The organism is Micromonospora sp. NPDC049374 (assembly GCF_040677165.1).
Classification (GTDB): domain Bacteria; phylum Actinomycetota; class Actinomycetes; order Mycobacteriales; family Micromonosporaceae; genus Micromonospora.
Map to the genome: position 1 here is coordinate 89,834 of NZ_JBFAQH010000018.1, position 18,918 is coordinate 108,751.

The window sequence follows — 18,918 nt, forward strand, 5'->3', positions numbered from 1 at the left end:
GTTTGCACACCGAACCCGGCCTGGGCAACGACGACAAAGCGGTGAAGCACCACCGATCTCATTGAGCACGGTATCTGGAATTCCTTGCAAAACCCTGATCAACCATTTATCGGAGGTCTCGTGTCCTCACGTCCAGATTCCACGGTCGTCGATCGGCAGTCCGGGAGCGCGCTGTCAGCCGACGCTGATGACGCTGCGGCCATGCTCGTCGGCGCCGTCAAGCGGTACGGCTCCGGCCGGTCGGCCGTCGTCGCGCTCGACGACGTCACCATCGCGTTCCCGGCGGGGAAGTTCACGGCTGTGATGGGCCCCTCGGGTTCGGGAAAGTCGACGATGATGCACTGCGCCGCCGGGCTGGATCAACTGACGTCGGGCCGCGCATTCGTCGGCAGCACCGATCTGTCGGCCCTCGACGACCGCGAGTTGACCAGGCTGCGCCGAGAACGGATCGGTTTCGTGTTCCAGGCGTTCAATCTCGTGGCGACGCTCACGGCCGAGGAGAACATCTGCCTGCCGTTGACGTTGTCGGGGCGCCGGCCGAGTGTCGCACTGCTCGATCAGGTCGTGGGGCTGCTGCGCCTCGGTGATCGCATGCATCATCGGCCGACGGAGCTCTCGGGTGGCCAGCAACAGCGCGTTGCCGTCGCCCGGGCGCTGGTCGCCCAGCCGCAGGTGGTTTTCGCCGACGAGCCCACCGGCAACCTCGACACCCGGTCCGGGCAGGAGATCCTCGGATTCCTGCGATCAGCAGTTGATCTGCATCACCAGTCGATCGTGATGGTCACGCACGACCCCAACGCCGCTGTGTGGGCGGACCACGTCGTGTTCGTGGTCGACGGCCGAGTGCACGACGTGATGGATCACCCGTCGGCCGATTCGGTGATCGACGTGATGAAGGGCCTGGGGCGATGAGCCAGATGATGCGGAGTGCGGCTCGAAGCGTGCTCGCGAGTCGGGGTCGGTTCGTACTGACGGGCACGGCGATCATGCTGTCGGTGGCGTTCCTCGTCGCGACGCTGGTGCTGTCCGACTCGATGCGTGGCCGAGCGGCCGGTGACATCGCCGAAGCGTTGGCCGGGACGGACGCCGTGGTGCAGGGCGTCGTTCTCGGCGAGCCCGGCGGAGGGCCGGGAGACCCGGAAAGGTCGGTTCGGCGATCACTGGATCCCGACATCACCGAGCGCTTGGCTACGGTCGACGGCGTCGACCGGGCCGCCTCGCAATGGGTCGGCTTCGCGAAGCTGGTCGTCGACGGATCGTCAGTCGGAACCGGCACGGCGAGCGACGTCGGTCGCAACTGGGTCGCCGACCCGGCGCTGAATCCGTTCCGGCTCGCGAGCGGGCGACCACCGACCGAGGTTGGAGAGATCATGGTCGATCGCTCGCTCGCCGGTGACGCAGGCTTGGCTCCGGGTGACGTCGTACAGGTCCTGACCACGACGGGGATGTACGACGCGACCATCACCGGTGTCGCGACGTTCGCGTCGGCGGACGCGGCACCGTTGCAGCGAACGGTGCTGTTGCCCGACAAAGCGGTGTCCGCCTGGCTCGACACTGCGGCGCCGACGGAGGTGCTCGTCGACGTCGCGGAGGGTGCTGACCGCGCCGAGGTGCTCGGCCGATTGTCGGCGCTGACTGATGCCGAGGTCATCGACGGGCCCGACCACATCCGGACGATGCAGGCCGCCGCGACGTCGCCGCTGCAGTTCCTGACCGTGTTTCTCCTGGCCTTCGCCGTGGTCGCGGTGTTGATCGGTGTGACGATCATCTTCAACACGTTCGCGCTCACCGTCGCCCGCCGCCGGCGGGAGTCGGGGCTGCTGCGTGCGATCGGTGCGGAACGACGCCAACTGCTCGGCGGAGTGGTGATCGAGGCGGCGCTCGTCGGGACGATCGCCACGCTCGTCGGCCTCGTGTGTGGGGTCGCGGGAGTGGGCGCGCTGCGCTGGCTCGTCGGACTCGCCGGGATCACGTTGCTCACCGGGCCGTCGATCGTAAGCACGACCTCGATCGCGGTCGCCGCGACCGTCGGTATCGGCGCAACGATCCTCTCGGCATGGATCCCGGCTCGCCGCGCGGCGGCGACACCGCCGATCGAGGCGCTGCGCGAGAGCGCCGCGGAACCCCGGGTCGTGAGCCCGGCGCGAACTGCGAGCGGGCTCGTGCTCGCCGCGGTGGCGGTCGCTGGAGGAGCTGTGGCTGTGGTGCGCTCGAGCGCGACGTGGGCCGTGCTCGTCATTGCCATCGTCCCGGCGCTCGTGCTTTGCGGCCCGGCGATCGTGACCGCCGCAGCGCGTGGGAGCGCTCGGGTGGCCCGTCGCGCCGCCGGTGTGTGCGGCTCGATCGCAGCGGGCAACCTGGCTGCGAGCCCCCGTCGATCGGCGTCGACGGCGCTCGCGCTCATGCTCGGCACCGCGATGGTGACGATGTTCGCGATCTTCGCGAGCTCACTGACGAGCGCGGTTGGGACGGACGTTCGTGAAGGGCTGCAGGCGGACCTGGTGGTCACGTCGGCGACCGCCGACTTCCCGACGATCGACCCCACCCTGGCCGGCCGGATCGCGGCGCTGCCCGACGTCGACGCAGTCGCTGCGCTGTCGATCGCTGAAGGGATCGTGGCAGGGAAAGCCGAGGCGGTCGGCGGCATCGACCCGACGGCACTGCCCACCACGTTCGACCTCGACCCGATCGCCGGCGACCTCGCCAACCTGAGCGAGGGGGGCGTGGCCGTGGTCGGCGACGACCCGACGCTGCTCGGCGGCACCCTGGCGATCGAGTTCGAACGCTCGACACTCGAGGCGCCGATCGTTGCCGTGGTCGCGAGGAGCACCGGCGGTTTCGAAGCGCCTCTGTACTTCGTCGACCGTGCGACGCTCGACGCCTCGGTCGGTCGTCTGCTCGACGCTCTGTTGTTCGTCGACGTCGCCGACGGAGTGGTCGAAGACGCCGAGGAAGACGTGCGGGCGCTGGTCCGAGCCACGCCCGGATCGTTCCTTGAGACCCGGGCAGAACACGTCGCCAACAGCGGGAGCGAAATCGCCGCGTTCCGGAACTTCATCGACGGGATGCTCCTCCTCGCGAGCTTCATCGCGCTCCTCGGAGTCGCCAACACCACGGCGCTCGCGATCAATGAACGGTCTGGAGAGCTCGGGCTGCTGCGAGCGGTCGGTGCGACTCGCCGAGAGCTGCGTCGAATCGTGCGGCTCGAGGTGGCACTCCTGTCGTTCGTGGCAGCATCGATCGGTATCGCCGTCGCATTCGGCTTCGGCTGGGCGCTGATCGACGTCACCGGTGGCACGGAGATCCCATCCGTCGTCGTACCGTGGTCCCGCCTCGCAGCGACGCTCGTCGTCGCGGTCGCAGCCGGCGTCGTCGCTGCAGCGTGGCCCGCGTTCCGCGTCTCCCGGGTACCCGTGCTCGAGTTGGCGGGCCGGGACCGCTGATGTGCAGGTCGTGCGCTTGGACCGGGCGGTCGATACGTGCCTCTGGTCGACGACTTCGCGTCGTCGCGTCACGGGATGCGAGGCGGCTCAGTCGAAGTGGATCCGCATCAGCCTGCTTGCGGCCCAGTCCTGTAATCGGATCGGCCTGCCGGTGCCAGGGTCGTGAGGCTGGTTGAGGTCGTCGACGATGGCTGCGCTGACCGCGGCCCGTTCCGTGGGATCGGTGACGGTGGTCGCGTGCGCCGGCAGGTCCGCTCTGACGCCGTTCTTGAGGTGGAAGGTGAAAGCGGGGTTCGCTCGTAGATTCGCGTACCAGCCGGTCGGGCCTGGGCTCGAACGCCCCGGGCGACGTCGTGCCCGCTACTGCGTCCTTTGTCGTCGCCGGGTTCCGGGCAGGCGGGTCATCGGGGGTCGTGTGGCGGCGGGTGATGGTCTGCAGGGCGATCACGACGGTCACGGCGATCACGATGTGCATGAGGGAGAGGGCGACGGTGCTGACGGTGTCGAACCGGGCCTCGATCGTCATGGCGATGGTGCCGAGTGCCGCGACAGCGCCGACGATCTGCGCGAGCTTGAGGACACCGGGCCACCTGACGGCGAGGAGCGCGGCCACGGTCAGGCCGGCGGTCAGGGGGATCGTCGTCATGCTGATGACGCCCTGTGGTGCGGTGGTGGTGTGCAGGTTCCCGTTGTCTTCGACGTGGTCGAACGATCCGCCGCCGACGGCACCGGCCAGCCAGATGGCCAGGTTGATCGACAGGGTGCCGGCGACGAACCCGGCGATGATCAGGCGGGACTTCTGGCGGCGAGGCGGTCGAGCAACGTGTCGCAGTGAGCCCGTAAGGCGAGGGTCATGGAACCTCCGTCAGCGTTGGAAAGGGGACCGGCTTGTGGGCGCGGACCCGGGCGTGGTGTGGCGTGGTGTGACACCGCACGGGGCGGTGTCACACGCGGACGTGCCTCAGGAGCTGCATCCGCCGCAGCCGCAGCCAGCCCCGGTGGCGGCGGCGCAGCCACCACATGCCCAGGGCGGCGGCGAGGACGGCGGCGGCGATGAGCAGTGGGATGGCGCAGCAGGCGGCGCAGGCGAGGGCGGCGAGCCCGCCGGTGATCTTGCTGCGGGTCGGGGGCATGTTGTCGACCGGCGGGGTCGTGTGCTGGTGGGCACGGCCGTTGGTCGGGTGGGCGGTGGCGGTGTGGACGGGCTGGTTCATGTGGTGTCTCCGTCCGGGGGCGGGGCGGTGCCGATGGTGAGGAACGGGATCGGGCAGTCGGTGCAGGTGCAGTTGGTGAGGCTGTCGCAGCGGGCGTCGACGACCTCGGTCAGGGCGCCGCGGATGGCGGTGAGGTCGGCGATCTTCGCGTCGATCTCGGCGATCTTGTCGATGGCCCCTTGCCGCAGGTCTGGGGTGGGGTGTCGGCGACGGCCGGCGTCGAGCAGGTCGGCGACCTCGTCGAGGGTGAACCCGAGGCGCTGCGCCGTCTTGATCACGTTGAGCAGGGCGACGGTGTCGGCCGGGTAGAGCCGGTGCCCGCCGTTGGAGCGGGTCGGTTCGGCGAGCAGGCCGCGGCGTTCGTAGTAGCGCAGGGTCTGGATGTTGACGCCGGCCTGTTCGGCGACCTCGCCGGTGCGCAGCCCGGCCCGCTCCGGGGACATCATCACGCGGCCTTCGGCAGTGCGCGGGTGCGTTCGAACGGCAGGCCGGCGCCGGCCCAGTCGGCCTTGCCGTCGGTGTAGACGCGCACGTCGGGGTAGCCAAGCCGGGAGAACGCGGCAGCGGCGACCTCGGACCGGCCACACGACGGCCCGGGGCAGTACGTGACCATCTTCCGCGTCCGATCCGGCGCGAGGGTCGCGGCGAGGTCGGCGGTGAGCTCGCCGGGCAGGTTCACCGCACCGGGCAGATGCTCGGCGTCGAAATGCGACTCGGGCAGCGCCTCGACGAGCGTGACAGCGCCGGCGGCGAGGGGGGCTTGCAGGTCGTCACGGCTGATCGGGTCCACCGCGGGTCTCCTTCGTGGCTGGTGCGGGTGGATCGGGCAGGCCGACGACGGCGGCGAGCATCCCGGCGGCGTCGGCGGGCATGCGCACCTCCAAGGGCAGGCCGGTGTGGTCGATGACGATCGTGTAGCTGCCGAACGAGCAGCACCGGTACTCGGCCGTGGCGAGGCGGGCCAGGGTCGCGGCGAGGTCGGCGTCGAGCGGGAACCGCAACGCAACCCCGGTGGCGGTGCCCGGCAGCGGGTCACGACCCAGGACCCGGGCGAGCGTCTGCTGCCAGACACCGACCCGGTCGTGGGCCTCGCCGCCGTCGGCGGCGAGGTCGCACGCCAGCGCCACCGCGTCGGTGTCCGGGCCGGTCGGGAACCGGTACACGTTGCCGGCGACGGTGACCGCCGTCGTGCAGGGGCAGTCTTCGTCGCAGGCACCGGTATGCGGGGCGTCAGTCAGGGTGGCGGCGGCCTGCAGCCGGGCGGCGTCCTCGCTGAGCGTGACGCTCGCCCGGGTCTGCTCGGCCCAGCCGGCGCTGCCTGGCCCGTGCGAGGCGGCGCGTTCCAGGCGGCCGGTCAGCTCGCCCTGCACCGTGTCGAGCCGGGCATCGACCGCAGCGCTGAGCCGGTGGCGCGCCGCAGCGCAGTCCCCGGCCTGCCACGCCTCGGCGAGACCGGCCAGGTCGCCGCCGCCGATACCGAGAGTCTCGGCGCCGGCCAACAGCCGCACCGTGTGCGCCATCGCCGGCGGGTAGCCGAGGCGGTCACCGTCGCGTCGCGCCGGGGGCAGCAGACCGGCCTCGGCGTAGTGCCGCAGCCGCTCGGCGGGCACGCCAGCCCGGTCGGCCAGGTCGGCCAGGTCGGCCAGGTTCAGCAGACCCGCCGTCACGAGGTCGTTCCGACCGTCACACCGGCCGCCGCGCCGGCCGACCGCACGAGCGAGTCGAGGACGTCGGCGTACTGGACGGGCACGGCGACGTCGAGGGTCAGCGCCTCACCGTCGTCGGTCGGCCCCGGGGTCAGGGTGAAGGCGAAGAACGAGCAGCACTGGGTCTCCCGGGCGGTCAGGTCACGCACGGTCGCCTCCAGGCCGGTCGGGCCGGTCAGCTGCATCCGGGCGTGGCTCGGGTTGAGCGTCTCGACCTGACGCACGGCGGTGGCGAAGAGGTTGTCGAACTCCGCCAGCCGCAGCGGCTGTTCCACGGTTGGCAGGGTGCAGGCGTCGGGGACGATGAACGACATCGCGGCTCCTTCGGGCTGGTCGGCGTGGGTCTGCCGCGCCGTCCACTCGACGGTAAGCCTGTACCTGGGTACCGAATGCAAGGGTCATGCGGCAGGTCACACCCGGCCAGTTACCGGCGGCGCGTTCGCCGCCGTCCGCAACCCCATCTTCACCGCAATGGCCGTCACCAGCGTCGGCCTCACGCGCATGGTGCACAACGCGGTCAGTGCACCCGCCACCGCCGTGCTCATCGCCGCGATCCGGATACCTCTGGCGACGTATCCGCGTGAGGGCTGCTGCTCCGGGTGCCTGGGCGGGTCAGCATGCCGGTGGCGGCGAGGACGCAGCAGGTGGCCACGGCGCCGAGCAGGAGGGTGTATCCGCCGTCGAGGTGCAGAACGGCGGCGGCGCCGAGAGGAGCGGCGGCCTTGGCGACGGTCACGGGGGCGGCGAGTCGGCCGGCGATGGTGGCGTAGGCGGCGGTGCCGTAGCGGTAGGTGAGCAGGGCTGGGGTGGCGAGGCTGGCGATGCCGAAGCCGAGCCCGAATCCGGTGACCGTGACGACGGCTCCGACGCGGGTTCCGGCGGCAAGGGGCATGGCGAAAACGGCGACCGCCTGGATGACGAAGACCGCGGCGACGATGGTGGTGACCGGTATTCGGCGTCGGGCGGCGGTGAGGGCGAGTCTGCCGGTGACGGACAGGACGCCGAGCAGGCCGGCGATGGTGGCGGCGAAGGTGGCGGGGTGGCCTCGGCTGGTGAGGTAGCCGATCAGATGAACGCCGATGGTGCTGGTCGCCGCGCCATGAGCGATCAGGGCGGCGGTGAGGACCCAGAGCCGAGGGTCCCGCATCGCTGCGCGCGCCACGACGCGCCGTAGCGCGTGGTCCGGCCGCGTCGAAGGGCTGATTGTCCTGGCGGGTGGCGGTTTGCGGATGGAGAGGGCGTGCAGGGGAACGGTCACGACGCCGTGAACGGCGGCGAGCGTGAGCAGCGCGCCGCGCCAGCCGAGGTGGGTGGTCAGGTGACCGGTGAGGGGCATGAAGATGGTGCTGGCGAACCCGGCGACGATGGTGACGGCGAGCAGGGCGGTGGGGCGTCGGTCGGGGGTGAACCAGGAGACGATGACGGCGAAGGCGGGTTCGTAGAGGACCATCGCGCCGGTGATCCCTATGCCGATCATGACGGCGTAGAGCTGCCCGATGGCCTGGACCTGCGACCAGGCGACCAGCAGGGCGGTGGCGGTGATCGAGCCTGCGGTCATGAGGGCGCGTCCGCCGTGCCGGTCGAGCCATCTGCCGACGGGGACGGCCATGAGTGCGCCGGCGAGGACGCTGGCGGTCAGTGCGCCGGTGACGGCGGTGGTCGAGGTCTCGAGGCTTGCCGCCATGGGTACGAGCAGGACCGCATAGGCGTAGTAGAGGGTGCCGTAGCCGACGGTCGAGGTGATGGCGAGGGCGGCGACAATGCGCCACCCGTGGCGCCCGCCCACCGTCGGGTCGGCGGGCGCCATCGTGGTGGTCATCAGCTGCCGCAGCAGCCGCCGGTCTGGCCGCTTGCCGGCTCGTCGGTGTCGACCAGATTCAGCGGTGTGGTGAGTAGGCCGCCGCTGATGCCGGTGGCGAGGCCCTTGCCGGTCTGCTCGGAAGCTGGGCCGCCGCTGACAGAGTCGGCGGGGTTGCTGTTGCAGACGCCGGTCTCGGGCAGTTCGAGCCGTACGTCGCGGGCGGCCTGCCAGTCGCCGGCGAGGGCGGCGACCACGGATCGGGTCTGTTCGTAGCCGGTGGCCATGAGGAAGGTGGGTGCGCGGCCGTAGCTTTTCATGCCGACGGCGTAGTAGCCGGGTTCCGGGTGGGCGAGTTCGTCGACGCCGTGCGGGGGGACCGTACCGCAGGAGTGTTCGTTGGGGTCGATGAGCGGTGCGAGGGCGCGGGTGGCACCCATGATCGGGTCGAGGTCCAGGCGCAGCTCGGCGGCGATGGCGTGGTCAGGCCGGAAGCCGGTGGCGGCTACGATCCGGTCCACCGTGACCTGTTCCTGGGCGTCGCCGCGTCGAACGGTCACCGCGACCCGACCGTCGGTGGGGGTGACCGCGTGGACGGAGAAGCCGGTCAGCAGGCGGATATGGCCGGCGTCGACGTGGGCGCGCAGGCGGGCGCCGAGCGCGCCGCGAGCGGGTAGTGCGTCGGCGTCGCCGCCGCCGTAGGTGCGCGTCGGTGACAGCGATCGGATGGCCCAGGTCACCTCGGTGCCGGGTACGGCGGAGGCGAGTTCGGCGAGCGAGAGCAGGGTGTTGGTAGCCGAGTGTCCGGCGCCGACGACCAGGGTGTGTCGGCCGGCGAAGCGGGCCCGGTCGGTGCCGAGGACGTCCGGCAGCGCGTGTTCCAGGTGAGCGGCGGCGTCGGTTTGACCCTGGGCGGGCAGGCCGGAGGCGCCGAGCACGTTCGGGGTGTCCCAGGTGCCGGAGGCGTCGATCACGGCCCGGGCGAGGATCTCCTGTCCGTCGGTGAGGCGGAGCAGGAAGGGAGCATTCTCCCGACCGGTGGTACGCAGTCGGTCGTAGCCGAGCCGGCTGATCGCCTCGACCCGCGCGCCGTAACGCAGGTGTGGCTTGAGCTGCGGCAGGTTCGCGAGGGGCTGAAGGTAATTCTCGACGAGGTCCGCGCCGGTGGGTAGGGCCTCGAGGTCGGGTGCCACCCAGCCGGCCTCGTCGAGGAGGCGGCGGGCGGCCGGATCGATGTTGTACCGCCAGGGTGAGAAGACGCGGACGTGAGCCCACTGCCGAACGGCGGCGCCGGCACCGTCGCCCGCCTCGAGGACGGTGTACGGCAGCGCGCGCTCGTGCAGGTGGGCGGCGGCGGCGAGGCCGACCGGCCCGGCACCGATGACGGCGACGGGCAGCTGGTCCAGGTCGCTCATCAGAAACTCCTTAAGTAGAGAATTATCGAACCTGCGGGTGTCGCGGACCACCGGGTCACCGCGCCGACGGTGGATTTCGGCTGATGGCAGGGCTGCGACGGCTGAGGAGGGTCACTCTCGCCATCGGCCGTCATCGGGCGGACGAGGAGTTCGGCCATCAGCAGACTCCATCCGCGGGCGGCAGAGCTGGCAGCGCAGATTTGCCGGTACGGCCGAGGGTCATCCACAGCACCCCCGTCCTGCGTTAATGGCTTCGGCCTTGGCCTCTGCGTCGCAGCAGGAGCCGGCGGCGTCGGCGGCCTCCGCCGTGCCGCAGCAGGGGTCGGCAGCCGCCGTCTCGCCGGCGGGCGGGAGGGTCGACCCGACCGCTTGGGCGGGGCTTGCGCAGCAGGAGCCGGATCCAGTGACCGCGTGGGCGGCGGCCGGATCGCCGGCGGTCTGGGTGTTTGCGCTCATCAGGGGTGTCCCTTCCGGAATATCGAGAGCTGATCAGGGGGTAGACGGTGGCGCTGGCATGTTCGTGGCGGCGCTGCGCGCGCTGGGCTTGGGCTGCGGTGGGCATCTCGGCCCATGAGTCGCGAACGGCACTTCCGTCGGGGCTGCCCGATGGCCGCCGAGCCTTCCGGGCATGACGACTCCTTCCTGGTGACGTTTGTCTTGACGTCTGTCTAAACAGAGACTTGCACGCTGATTAGAGAGATGTCAACCTAGAGGCATGTCGAAACAAGCTGCGCCGCTCGCCGTGATCGACCTCAACGCCGAAGCGCCCTGCTGCCCGCCGCTGGCGCACGGCCGGGTGCCGGCCGAGACCGCCGCGGTCCTCGCGCCCGCGTTCAAGGCCCTGGGCGATCCGGTGCGGCTTCAGCTGATGTCGATGATCGCTTCCGCCGAGGGTGGTGAGGCGTGCGTGTGTGACCTGACGCCGGCGTTCGACCTGACCGGGCCCACGATCTCGCACCACTTGAAGGCGCTGCGTGAGGCGGGCCTGGTGACGGCCGAGCGGCGCGGCACCTGGGTCTACTACCGGGCGCGTCCGGAGATTCTGCGCCAGCTGGCGGCCCTGCTCACTGTCGACCCGACCGGGTCGTAACGCCAGGCGCCCTGCGGGACGCCCACTTCGGAGAGGTCAGCGTGGTGCGCCAACCCGGCCGGTCGGCGCGGACCTCGGGACGCCGGCCGAGCGTGGCAGCCTGCGTCGCCCGGATACGTGCCCGGCCAGGGCACGCATCACGTGGCTGGCGTCGCGGCTGACGCCGCGCAGCGTGTTCGAGGCGAAGGATCGCTGGAACTCCAACCCCACATAGGCCAACCCTCGATGAGTGGTGGAGAGCCCGCCCACCTGTCGGGGCCTGCCGTGCGCGACGGTGCCGAAAGGCTCCAGGTAGCCCACGTCGGGGCGGTAGCCGGTGGCGAAGATGACCGTGTCCACCGCATCGGCCGTGCCGTCGCTCCAGACGACGCCATCGGGGGTGAAGGCGGTGAACATGCCCCGGCGTGCGAGCTGCCCGGACGTGACGGCCCTGCGGTAGACGCCGGTGTCGAGCACGGCAGCGTGCCGGATCAGACGGGTGAGGACCCGGTGGGGTAGTCGGTCCGCGCCGGTGACGCGCAGCCAGTGGTGCAGGTCCCGACCGCCGATGCGCTGCGGCAGGAACCGGACGGGTTCCCGAGTGGCGAGGGTGACGTGCGCCTGCGCCGCAAGTTCGTAGGCGATCTGCACTGCGGAGTTGCCTGCTCCGACGACGACGACCCGCTTGCCCGCGTACGGCTCCGGCCGGCGGTAGTCGGCGACATGCAGCAGGGCTCCGGTGAAGTCGCTGCGGCCAGGCAGGTCGGGTAGGTACGGGTTGCCGAAGGAGCCGCTGGCGGCGACGACACCGGCCGCGGCGATCTCGTCACCGACATCGGTACGGATCAGATACCCGCCGCCAGCGTGCGGGTGTACCTCGGCGACGCGGACGTCGGTGCGGATCTCGGCGTCCAGAGTTGCCGCGTAGCGGCGCAGGTAGGCGACGACCTGGTCGCGGTGGGGGTAGTGGTCGGGATCCCCGTCGAAGGCCAATCCGGGCAGGGCGCTGTAGCGGGCGGGCGAGAACAGGGTCAGGCTGTCGTAGTAGCCCGGCCAGGAGCCGACCGGCTCGGCGCCGGCGTGCAGGACGACCGGACGCAGGCCGACGGCGACGGCGGCGTGGGCGGCGGCGAGGCCGGACTGGCCGCCGCCGACGATGATCACAGGATCAACTTGAGTAGCCACGTCTCGATCATAACGTCATTTCGTTTAATGACAATATGATGCCTGGAAGGTAAGGGTGTGCCCATGAGTCAGACCGCCGACGACCAGCCGACCGGGCTGCCGAGCGCCGTCCTCGGACTTGCGCCGCAGACGCAGGAGTTTCTCAAGGCCCTCGGCAGCCCCACCCGGCAGCGGATCATGTTGCTGTTCGCCCGCGGTGCCGAGATCTCCGTCGGCGAGGTGGCCGAGCGGGTCGGCATCAGTCAGGCCACCGCGTCGCAGCAGTTGACCCTGCTGCGGCGTGGCGGAGTGGTTACCTCCCGACGCGACGGCAAGACGGTGTACTACCGGGCCGACCGCGACGGCGCCCTCGCCGCCCTGGTGGATCTGCAGTCGTACCTCAACACCTGCTGCTGACACCCCTGAGAGGCCGACGTGCTATCCGATCTACGGCGGCACTGCAGTGCAGCCGCAAGCTAGTGTCGAGGTACGCAAGCACATCGATGGGTGAGGGGTGTGGTGGCGATGGAATTCTCGAGTTCTCCGGAAAAGCCCAAGGATCCGGAAACGCCCAAGCACCCAGAAATGCCGCTGCTCCCCTCACCTCGGTATGGCATCGACGGAGAACAACCACTGCTCCGGCCTATTGATGTCGCGCCTACCGTTTTCTCCGACCCGCTGCACCGCCACCTGACCTCCCACGGTTCACCGAATGACCCCCCGGAGTCGGGGCTCGGTGGCATTACGGCACCTGACTGGCGTCGCCCGTCGCACCATCGCGTGGCCGCCGACGGTGCACCGGACCACCTGCCAGACGAGAACCTGGGAGCAGCGGACGAGCCTGGCGATCGCGAGGTTGCGAACCGGACCGACGAGCGCGACGCGCCGACCGTCGACGGCAGGCGGTCGGACCAGAACAAGGACTTGCCCGGTACCCACCCCGCGGAGTTCGCAGCTGGCGACGATATCCCCAGCGTGGCGACCAAGCCGGCACAGGCCCACCGCGACGGCCGATCAGACGACCCACGGCGGGCACACCACCGAGTTGAGCAGATCTCAGAGAAGGAGTCCGCGTCGGCCGACGGTGAGAAACTGGACCTCAGCCACCCGCCGGACACGGATAGGCCCCAAGAAGCCGTGCCGACGCATCGGCGGGAGGGCTTCATCCAGAGCCAATATCCTCGCGGTGAGCAACCATATCCAGCCCTGGTGGACACGGCGTTACAGGAGACCCTTGCGGGTGTCGTCGCCGAACTGGACCTCACCACGCAGTGGCATCGGCTCCTGGAACAGCGGATGTCGCGAGTCGAGCATCTGGTCCACCGCGTACGTAACCTGCCCGTGGTTCGCGTCAACCCCGATCTTGGCGAGGAACTGGACGCATTGCGGCTGGCCGACCCGGACTCGTGCCTACACACGGTCAGTCATCTGCTGGCCGAGGTCCTCAAGCTCAGATCAGCGCCAGATGGCAGGGACGGCTTCGACGGATGGACGGCGACTCTCGACGCGCTCGCTACCGAGGCGGGACGCCTGCTGCCAGAAGCGGTGGTCGCGCCGGATGCACGCGGCCACATCGACGGACGGATGCCGGCTGGACCGGTCATGGAGGTGGAGGTCCGCGACTCGGTGGGCGTGATGTGGGGCGCCCACAATCGACTGAATGTCGAGCACCTCTGTGTGGTGGAGAGCCCCGTCATCGAGCTGGCCGAACTGATCGAGATGGACGACGGAGAGCCGGTCTTCAACTGGTCGGCCTGGCGTTTCAACCCGACGCACACGTCCGACCACGGCCCGGCGACAGGCGGAGTGGCCGAGACATCGCTGCACCACGGATTCTGGGCCAATGTCTGGAACTGCACCGGCATCACCGTCGGTGACCGCAACATGGTGAACCTGACCTATGTCCATCGATTGACGTCGTGTCCGGTGAATCTCGTACCGCTACTGCGCGACCCGCAGGTGCGGGCCGATCTGGCGCAATGTCGCGACGACTCGCCGGAGAACGCACAGGGTGCGCAGGAGGCCCGGCACCGGCTGCCGACCACCGTGGCACAAGCCGTGCGGGCGATCGACGTAAGTAGACTGGTCTCCGGCGATGAGATTGCCGCCTTGGCTGCCCGGACGCGCCAGCCCCAGGTCCGTGGGCGGGCCGGCGCACTGATCATTAGGCATGGCGTGGGAGTGGCGCTAGGAATCGATCCGGCGGTGACCTGGAGCCGCACTACTCGGATCGATCCGATTCGGGTCAGGTGACGCGGCTAGCCGTTGAACGTGAAGTAGTTCGTGTTGTCATGGCCGACGACGACACCCTTGCTGTTGTGGATGTGCACCTGCTGACGGCCGTGTGGTTGGGTCACGCCCAGCAGTGCCCGAGCCGCGTCGAGCACGTCTTCGTCCTGATCGGCCCGGACTGCGGCCAGATCATCGCCGATCGCGGCGACCCATCGGTCTGGGTTGGGCTCGGGCAACTCGAGGGCCTGTTGGGCCCCCGGCCGACCGGTGAGTCGGACGCGGAGCAGGCCGCTCAGCGCCTCGTAGGCTTGCCGCACCGCGTCACCAGCCACCCCGGTGGCGCCGGCAAGGGCTCCGGCGGCCAATGCCGCAGCGATGAGTTCGATCCCCGACATCGCAGCCCTCCAGCAGGTGACGACATGCACTCCGGCTGATCCGCGACCGCTACGGTAATCCGCTGCGCCAAGCGTCCCGCGCTGTCTCGTCGCTGGAGGCGTGGCTGGACCGGCCGGGGCCGTGGTTCACCGCGTTGGCACAGGCTCAGATCCCCTTCATGACCCCGGCGAATCTGGCCGAATCCAGTCGACTGCCACGGTCCCCGCCCCAGGTGGTGCGCCCGGCGCGGGGACCGTTGCTGACAGGCCACGCGCCGGTGTGCGATAGCGGCCACATGAATCCGGCGCCTGCGAGACCCCGTCGACCCCCGTCTCGGCGAATCCTCGCTCGAGCCTCGGCGTTGCCCGTCGATCAAATTTTGCGCCGTGTGGAGGCGACGATGTTGTCATTCCGTGCCACCGGGGAGGCGTCCTGTGCCAACCCTGGCAGGCTGGGCGTCGGGCTATCCCAGGGGCCTGGAGCGCCGCTGCGGTGCGGGAGCCGAACAGCTGCGGGCAGGCGGCACGGGCCTGCTGCCGGATCGAACGTCGACCAGCGGGACATCTGTGGACTTGGTTCGGGTACTCCGCAGGTGGGTGCGAGGGTGAGTTGCGGCAGGTCGGCCGTCAATGACCTACCGGCTCAGGTCTGCGGGTCAGCCCTTGCCTCTTCACATGCTCGATCAGCGCTACCAGGACCTCTTTTGACGACTGCCGCTGCCGCGCGTCGCACAACATGACTGGCACGTCCGGGTCGAGGTCCAAGGCCAGTCGCACTTCGTCGAGGCTGTACCGGCGGGCATTCTCGAAGCAGTTGACGGCCACGATGAACGGCAGCCCCGCCCGCTCGAAGTAGTCGACGGATGGGAAGCAGTCGGCGAGCCGCCGGGTGTCTGCCAGGACCACGGCGCCCAGGGCGCCGATGGTGAGTTCGTCCCAGACGAACCAGAAGCGATCTTGGCCCGGGGTGCCGAACAGGTAGAGAACGAGTTCCTCGCTGATGGTGATCCGGCCAAAGTCCATCGCCACAGTCGTTGTCGATTTCGTCTCGACGCCGGAGAGGTCATCGACACCCACGCCCTGCTCGGAGAGCACCTCTTCGGTCCGTAGGGGCTTGGTTTCGCTGACGGATCCCACGAGGGTGGTCTTGCCTACGCCGAAGCCACCTGCGATGAGGATTTTGATGGCGGTGGGAAGGGTCGCTTGGCCCGTCCGCTCAGAGTTGACGTAGTCCATTGATGAGCGCCTCGAATACGCTGTCGTCGGGAAGGGTGGCGGCTTGGCGAGGGTCGTTGACCTGGACGAATCCCTGAGCGATCAGTCCGTCTAGCAGTACTCGGACGGTGCCAAGGGGCAGGCTGAGATGTGCGGCCACTTCTGCGAGGGCAAGCGGTCGTTGGCAGAGGTGAATGATCTTCGCCTGCTCTGGTGCTATCCCCACTTCGGATGGCGGGGCAGATCGGGTCGAGAGGACTAGAGCGACCACATTGAAGCTGTTGGCTGGTTTAGCCCGTCCGCCGGTAACGGCGTATGGCCGGACCACTGGCCCGGCTTCGTCATCTAACCAGACCGGTTCTTCGTCGGGCATCGTCATGGCGGCCCCTAGTTGTTGGTGTGCTGGCTCGGCCGGGTCGGGGAGGCGAGGAACTTGCCGGCTCGCGCAACGACCATTGCCATCTCGTATGCGACAAGTCCGACGTCGGTGTCTTCGGCCGCGAGGACGGCCAGGCATGCGTTGTTTCCGGCCGCGGTGACGAACAGGAACGACGACTTCATCTCGATGATGGTCTGTTGCACGGGTCCGCCGCCGAATCGCTTGCTGGCACCCTTCGCGAGGCTCTGGATGCCCGATGCCATCGCGGCCAGATGTTCCGCGTCGTCTCGGCTGAGCTGGGCGGAGGCAGCCATGAGCAGTCCGTCAGCGGAGAGCACGATGGCATGCTCAGCCTGTTTAACGCGCCCGACCAGGTCGTCGAGCAGCCAGGCCAGATCGCCCGTGGAATTCTGCTGCACTTGCCCGTTCCTCTTTCTTACCGGTCGGTTTCGGCCGCCGACGTGTCGTCGGCGGCGTTGCGCTGCTCGTCGTCGTCGGCGTCGACGAGACGTGCGGCGTCATCGCGCCCTCGGCGGGTGCCGGATTGGTAGGAGGCCATCATCCTGCGAATATCGTCGGGGGATCGCCCCGCCTCGTCGTCGTCCGGTGGCTGTGTTTGGCCTGGTGATGAGTCGCGTAGTTGTCGCGCGATGTTGGCCTGGCGGACTCTCATGGGTAGGCCGTGCTCAGTGTGCTCGGTGTGTTCGGCAGCAGGTTCGGGCCGCTGCCTCACACTGGGCGCGCTCTTGACGGGCCCTTCGGTGACGGTGGCGGCGGCGTCAGCGGCGGCACGCAGTGGACGCACCGCTGGCAGTTCCATCGTTTCGCCATGCACAGGTGCGGGCTCGGCGACGGCCAGGGAGGTCTGCCGGACGGTGGTGAGGCGCTGGGCGTCGCCGGCGGCGCCGGCGTCTCTGGACATGCCCACAGCCGGTGAGGAAGTTGCGCCGATCGGATCGGCGGTCGTGACCAGGTCCTTGGGAATGAGCACAACTGCGGTCGTTCCGCCGTATGGTGACGGCTTCAACCGCACCGCGATGTGGTGCTTGGCGGCCAGACGACTGACGACGAACAGTCCCAGTTTCTTGGCGTCGGCGAGGTTGAATTCGGCGGCGGTGGCGAGGTCTGTGTTGGCGGCGGCCAGATCGTCCTCGGCCATGCCGAGACCTCTGTCCTCGATCTCGATGGCGAAGCCATTGGCTACGAGTTGCCCGCGTACCTCGACGGGCGTGCTCTTCGGCGAGAAGGTCAGGGCGTTCTCGATCAGCTCGGCGAGCAGATGGATGATGTCACCGGCGGCCCGGCCAGCGAGCGCGACCGACCCGAATGGCATGACCTTCACCCGCGTGTAGTCTTCCACCTCCTGCACGGCGGCGCGGGCAACGTCGACCATGGGCACGTTGCGGCGCCAACCACGGCCGGGCGTCGCGCCCGAGAGAACAATGAGGTTCTCGGCGTTGCGCCGCATACGGGTGGCGAGGTGGTCGACGCGGAAGAGATCTTCGAGTTCGTCGGCATCCTCCTGCCGGCGCTCCATCTCGTCGAGAAGGGTCACCTGGCGGTGGACGAGGGCCTGGGTGCGCCGGGCCAGGTTCAGGAACACGTCGCGTACGTTGCGGCGTAGCTCTGCCTGCTCGACGGCCGTACGGACAGCCGTCTCCTGGACGGCGTTGAAGGCTTGGCCGACCTGCCCGATCTCGTCGGAGCCGAAGTCGAGAGGCGGTGCCTCGGCGGCGACGTCCACCTTCTCGCCGCGCTGAAGGCGCTCGACAACTGCGGGGAGTCGCTCGTCGGCGAGCTGGTGGGCCGCGTCGCGGAGCCGTTGTAGCTGAGCCACGAGAGCGCGCGCAGTGGTGACGGATACAACGATCGACGCGATGACCGCGAGCAGACCCAGGCCGGCGGCCAGGACCAGCCGGAGGATCACCCCGACCGCGACAGGGACGGCGCGCTGCACCAGATTGTCGCCGCTACCGAGAACCATCTCCTGCAGATGAGTCAACGCGGCGTCGGCGACTTCGTTCCACTCCTCGGCGGTAACGTCCGGACGGGCCGATCCTCGGGCGCTGATCACCCGCTCCTCGACCTGACGCAGGCTCCTGAACGCATCTCCGTTGACGACCTGGTTGAAGGCGGCCTGGTCGGAATCGTTCAGCTGGGTCCGATCCGCGACGAACCGTTGCGAGACGACCAACTCGGTGAACCGGAACTGTTCACCGGCGGTGAGCCGTGTGGCGGCGAGAGCGCCGGTGAGCAGGGCGTCCTCCTGCGAAATGATCTCACGGAGGCGGTACAGCTCGATCAGGTTCCGGGTGTCCTGCTGGATCTCGGGATCATCGAGCGTGCCGACGACATCGTAGATAGCGAACAGCGACTCAACGAGCGTGCTGTAGGTGCTGATGGTGCTTGCCCGGTCGACCGACCGATTGTCGATGGACGAGCGGACCTCCGGCAGCTGATCAAGCTCGGCGATTGCCTCATCGACACGTTGTTCAGCCTCGCTACCCGCCGTCAGTCGGGCCAGCCAGCTACGTGCGGTCGATTTGAAGGTTGTGGCGTTCTTGTCGACAGCCAGACGGGCGGCGTCGAGTGCGTTCTTCCGGTCGGCACTGGGACCGCCGAGGTAGGCGACAGCGAGCCGTCGCTCGACCTGGAGGTCCAGCAGCAGCGGCTCACTGGGTGAGACAATCTGGCTGTCGATCGCTTGAACGCCAAGGAGGTTGACGCCGTCTCGGAGGGTGACCCAGGCGGCGAATGCCCAGAGGGCGACGAGCGAGGCGAGGAGCGCGATGACCTTGGTGCGCAGATTGGCGCTGCGAGACCGCATTGAACCGTCCGATGCCGAGCAGAGGAACTTGTCGGCAGAGGCATGCCGACCAAGCCGCCGGTGTAGGCAGACCGACGCACGC

The 18,918-nt window shown here is 69.2% G+C and carries 18 protein-coding genes and 1 pseudogene; 5 read left to right on the top strand and 14 right to left on the bottom strand.

The window, feature by feature from the left end; translation table 11 throughout:
• The first annotated feature begins 201 nt into the window (after nucleotides 1–201).
• Together AB0J93_RS25570 and AB0J93_RS25575 are read left to right on the top strand one after the other, a co-directional pair.
• Nucleotides 202–912: an ABC transporter ATP-binding protein gene (locus AB0J93_RS25570; RefSeq protein WP_363924860.1), complete on the top strand. Its 711-nt coding sequence runs from the start codon at nucleotides 202–204 to the stop codon at nucleotides 910–912.
• Nucleotides 909–3,443 (top strand): FtsX-like permease family protein, encoded by a 2,535-nt coding sequence (locus AB0J93_RS25575; protein WP_363924861.1) that lies wholly within the window; start codon nucleotides 909–911, stop codon nucleotides 3,441–3,443. Before AB0J93_RS25570 ends, AB0J93_RS25575 begins: the two co-directional genes overlap by 4 nt.
• 487 nt (nucleotides 3,444–3,930) lie before the next feature.
• Here the strand turns inward: AB0J93_RS25575 and AB0J93_RS25580 are convergent.
• The 8 genes and pseudogenes from AB0J93_RS25580 to AB0J93_RS25615 form a co-directional block, all read right to left on the bottom strand.
• Nucleotides 3,931–4,275, bottom strand: a pseudogene (locus AB0J93_RS25580) (hypothetical protein); the annotation flags it as partial.
• A 112-nt stretch (nucleotides 4,276–4,387) separates the two neighbouring features.
• A complete protein-coding gene (locus tag AB0J93_RS25585) occupies nucleotides 4,388–4,657 on the bottom strand; it encodes a hypothetical protein (RefSeq protein ID WP_363924862.1) in 270 nt (89 codons plus the stop codon).
• Nucleotides 4,654–5,103, bottom strand: a complete 450-nt coding sequence (locus AB0J93_RS25590; RefSeq protein ID WP_363924900.1) for a MerR family transcriptional regulator — start codon at nucleotides 5,101–5,103, stop codon at nucleotides 4,654–4,656. Before AB0J93_RS25590 ends, AB0J93_RS25585 begins: the two co-directional genes overlap by 4 nt.
• Complete coding sequence (locus AB0J93_RS25595; protein WP_363924863.1) at nucleotides 5,103–5,447, bottom strand: rhodanese-like domain-containing protein; 345 nt, start codon at nucleotides 5,445–5,447, stop codon at nucleotides 5,103–5,105. The genes AB0J93_RS25590 and AB0J93_RS25595 overlap by 1 nt, the downstream gene beginning before the upstream one ends.
• The gene (locus AB0J93_RS25600; RefSeq protein ID WP_363924864.1) at nucleotides 5,428–6,324 is read right to left on the bottom strand and encodes a MerR family DNA-binding transcriptional regulator; all 897 of its coding nucleotides are present in this window, start codon (nucleotides 6,322–6,324) and stop codon (nucleotides 5,428–5,430) included. Before AB0J93_RS25600 ends, AB0J93_RS25595 begins: the two co-directional genes overlap by 20 nt.
• Nucleotides 6,321–6,677, bottom strand: coding sequence for a hypothetical protein (locus AB0J93_RS25605; RefSeq protein ID WP_363924865.1), 357 nt, complete (start codon nucleotides 6,675–6,677; stop codon nucleotides 6,321–6,323). The genes AB0J93_RS25600 and AB0J93_RS25605 overlap by 4 nt, the downstream gene beginning before the upstream one ends.
• Nucleotides 6,678–6,904: 227 nt before the next feature.
• Nucleotides 6,905–8,182, bottom strand: coding sequence for an MFS transporter (locus tag AB0J93_RS25610; protein ID WP_363924866.1), 1,278 nt, complete (start codon nucleotides 8,180–8,182; stop codon nucleotides 6,905–6,907).
• Entirely contained in the window at nucleotides 8,182–9,576 is a 1,395-nt protein-coding gene (locus tag AB0J93_RS25615; protein WP_363924867.1) for an NAD(P)-binding domain-containing protein, read from the bottom strand. Before AB0J93_RS25615 ends, AB0J93_RS25610 begins: the two co-directional genes overlap by 1 nt.
• A 715-nt stretch (nucleotides 9,577–10,291) precedes the next feature.
• On the opposite strand from AB0J93_RS25615, the gene AB0J93_RS25620 reads away from it, so the two are divergent.
• On the top strand, nucleotides 10,292–10,666 hold the full coding sequence (locus AB0J93_RS25620; RefSeq protein WP_363924868.1) for a metalloregulator ArsR/SmtB family transcription factor: 375 nt from the start codon (nucleotides 10,292–10,294) through the stop codon (nucleotides 10,664–10,666).
• Nucleotides 10,667–10,702: 36 nt separating this feature from the next.
• Here the strand turns inward: AB0J93_RS25620 and AB0J93_RS25625 are convergent, their stop codons facing one another.
• Nucleotides 10,703–11,830, bottom strand: a complete 1,128-nt coding sequence (locus AB0J93_RS25625) for an NAD(P)/FAD-dependent oxidoreductase (RefSeq protein ID WP_363924869.1) — start codon at nucleotides 11,828–11,830, stop codon at nucleotides 10,703–10,705.
• Between the two features lie 63 nt (nucleotides 11,831–11,893).
• On the opposite strand from AB0J93_RS25625, the gene AB0J93_RS25630 reads away from it, so the two are divergent.
• Together AB0J93_RS25630 and AB0J93_RS25635 are read left to right on the top strand one after the other, a co-directional pair.
• A complete protein-coding gene (locus AB0J93_RS25630; RefSeq protein WP_363924870.1) occupies nucleotides 11,894–12,226 on the top strand; it encodes a metalloregulator ArsR/SmtB family transcription factor in 333 nt (110 codons plus the stop codon).
• A gap of 108 nt (nucleotides 12,227–12,334) precedes the next feature.
• Entirely contained in the window at nucleotides 12,335–14,062 is a 1,728-nt protein-coding gene (locus tag AB0J93_RS25635; RefSeq protein ID WP_363924871.1) for a hypothetical protein, read from the top strand.
• Nucleotides 14,063–14,067: 5 nt separating this feature from the next.
• On the opposite strand, the gene AB0J93_RS25640 is transcribed toward AB0J93_RS25635, so the two are convergent.
• The 5 genes from AB0J93_RS25640 to AB0J93_RS25660 all read right to left on the bottom strand — a co-directional run bounded on the left by AB0J93_RS25640 (nucleotide 14,068) and on the right by AB0J93_RS25660 (nucleotide 18,836).
• Nucleotides 14,068–14,466 (bottom strand): hypothetical protein, encoded by a 399-nt coding sequence (locus AB0J93_RS25640; RefSeq protein ID WP_363924872.1) that lies wholly within the window; start codon nucleotides 14,464–14,466, stop codon nucleotides 14,068–14,070.
• 576 nt (nucleotides 14,467–15,042) lie between these two features.
• Nucleotides 15,043–15,651, bottom strand: coding sequence for an ATP/GTP-binding protein (locus tag AB0J93_RS25645; protein ID WP_363924873.1), 609 nt, complete (start codon nucleotides 15,649–15,651; stop codon nucleotides 15,043–15,045).
• Nucleotides 15,632–16,009, bottom strand: coding sequence for a DUF742 domain-containing protein (locus AB0J93_RS25650; RefSeq protein WP_363924874.1), 378 nt, complete (start codon nucleotides 16,007–16,009; stop codon nucleotides 15,632–15,634). Before AB0J93_RS25650 ends, AB0J93_RS25645 begins: the two co-directional genes overlap by 20 nt.
• An 8-nt stretch (nucleotides 16,010–16,017) precedes the next feature.
• Complete coding sequence (locus AB0J93_RS25655) at nucleotides 16,018–16,428, bottom strand: roadblock/LC7 domain-containing protein (RefSeq protein WP_363924875.1); 411 nt, start codon at nucleotides 16,426–16,428, stop codon at nucleotides 16,018–16,020.
• 17 nt (nucleotides 16,429–16,445) lie between these two features.
• Complete coding sequence (locus tag AB0J93_RS25660) at nucleotides 16,446–18,836, bottom strand: nitrate- and nitrite sensing domain-containing protein (protein ID WP_363924876.1); 2,391 nt, start codon at nucleotides 18,834–18,836, stop codon at nucleotides 16,446–16,448.
• Nucleotides 18,837–18,918 lie beyond the last annotated feature (82 nt).

Coding starts and splice junctions, on each gene's coding strand:
- AB0J93_RS25615 (WP_363924867.1), bottom strand. CDS start 9,576: ATGAGCGACCTGGACCAGCTGCCCGTCGCCGTCATCGGTGCCGGGCCG.
- AB0J93_RS25630 (WP_363924870.1), top strand. CDS start 11,894: ATGAGTCAGACCGCCGACGACCAGCCGACCGGGCTGCCGAGCGCCGTC.
- AB0J93_RS25635 (WP_363924871.1), top strand. CDS start 12,335: ATGGAATTCTCGAGTTCTCCGGAAAAGCCCAAGGATCCGGAAACGCCC.
- AB0J93_RS25575 (WP_363924861.1), top strand. CDS start 909: ATGAGCCAGATGATGCGGAGTGCGGCTCGAAGCGTGCTCGCGAGTCGG.
- AB0J93_RS25585 (WP_363924862.1), bottom strand. CDS start 4,657: ATGAACCAGCCCGTCCACACCGCCACCGCCCACCCGACCAACGGCCGT.
- AB0J93_RS25570 (WP_363924860.1), top strand. CDS start 202: ATGCTCGTCGGCGCCGTCAAGCGGTACGGCTCCGGCCGGTCGGCCGTC.
- AB0J93_RS25645 (WP_363924873.1), bottom strand. CDS start 15,651: ATGGACTACGTCAACTCTGAGCGGACGGGCCAAGCGACCCTTCCCACC.
- AB0J93_RS25605 (WP_363924865.1), bottom strand. CDS start 6,677: ATGTCGTTCATCGTCCCCGACGCCTGCACCCTGCCAACCGTGGAACAG.
- AB0J93_RS25610 (WP_363924866.1), bottom strand. CDS start 8,182: ATGACCACCACGATGGCGCCCGCCGACCCGACGGTGGGCGGGCGCCAC.
- AB0J93_RS25590 (WP_363924900.1), bottom strand. CDS start 5,103: ATGATGTCCCCGGAGCGGGCCGGGCTGCGCACCGGCGAGGTCGCCGAA.
- AB0J93_RS25660 (WP_363924876.1), bottom strand. CDS start 18,836: ATGCGGTCTCGCAGCGCCAATCTGCGCACCAAGGTCATCGCGCTCCTC.
- AB0J93_RS25620 (WP_363924868.1), top strand. CDS start 10,292: ATGTCGAAACAAGCTGCGCCGCTCGCCGTGATCGACCTCAACGCCGAA.
- AB0J93_RS25650 (WP_363924874.1), bottom strand. CDS start 16,009: ATGACGATGCCCGACGAAGAACCGGTCTGGTTAGATGACGAAGCCGGG.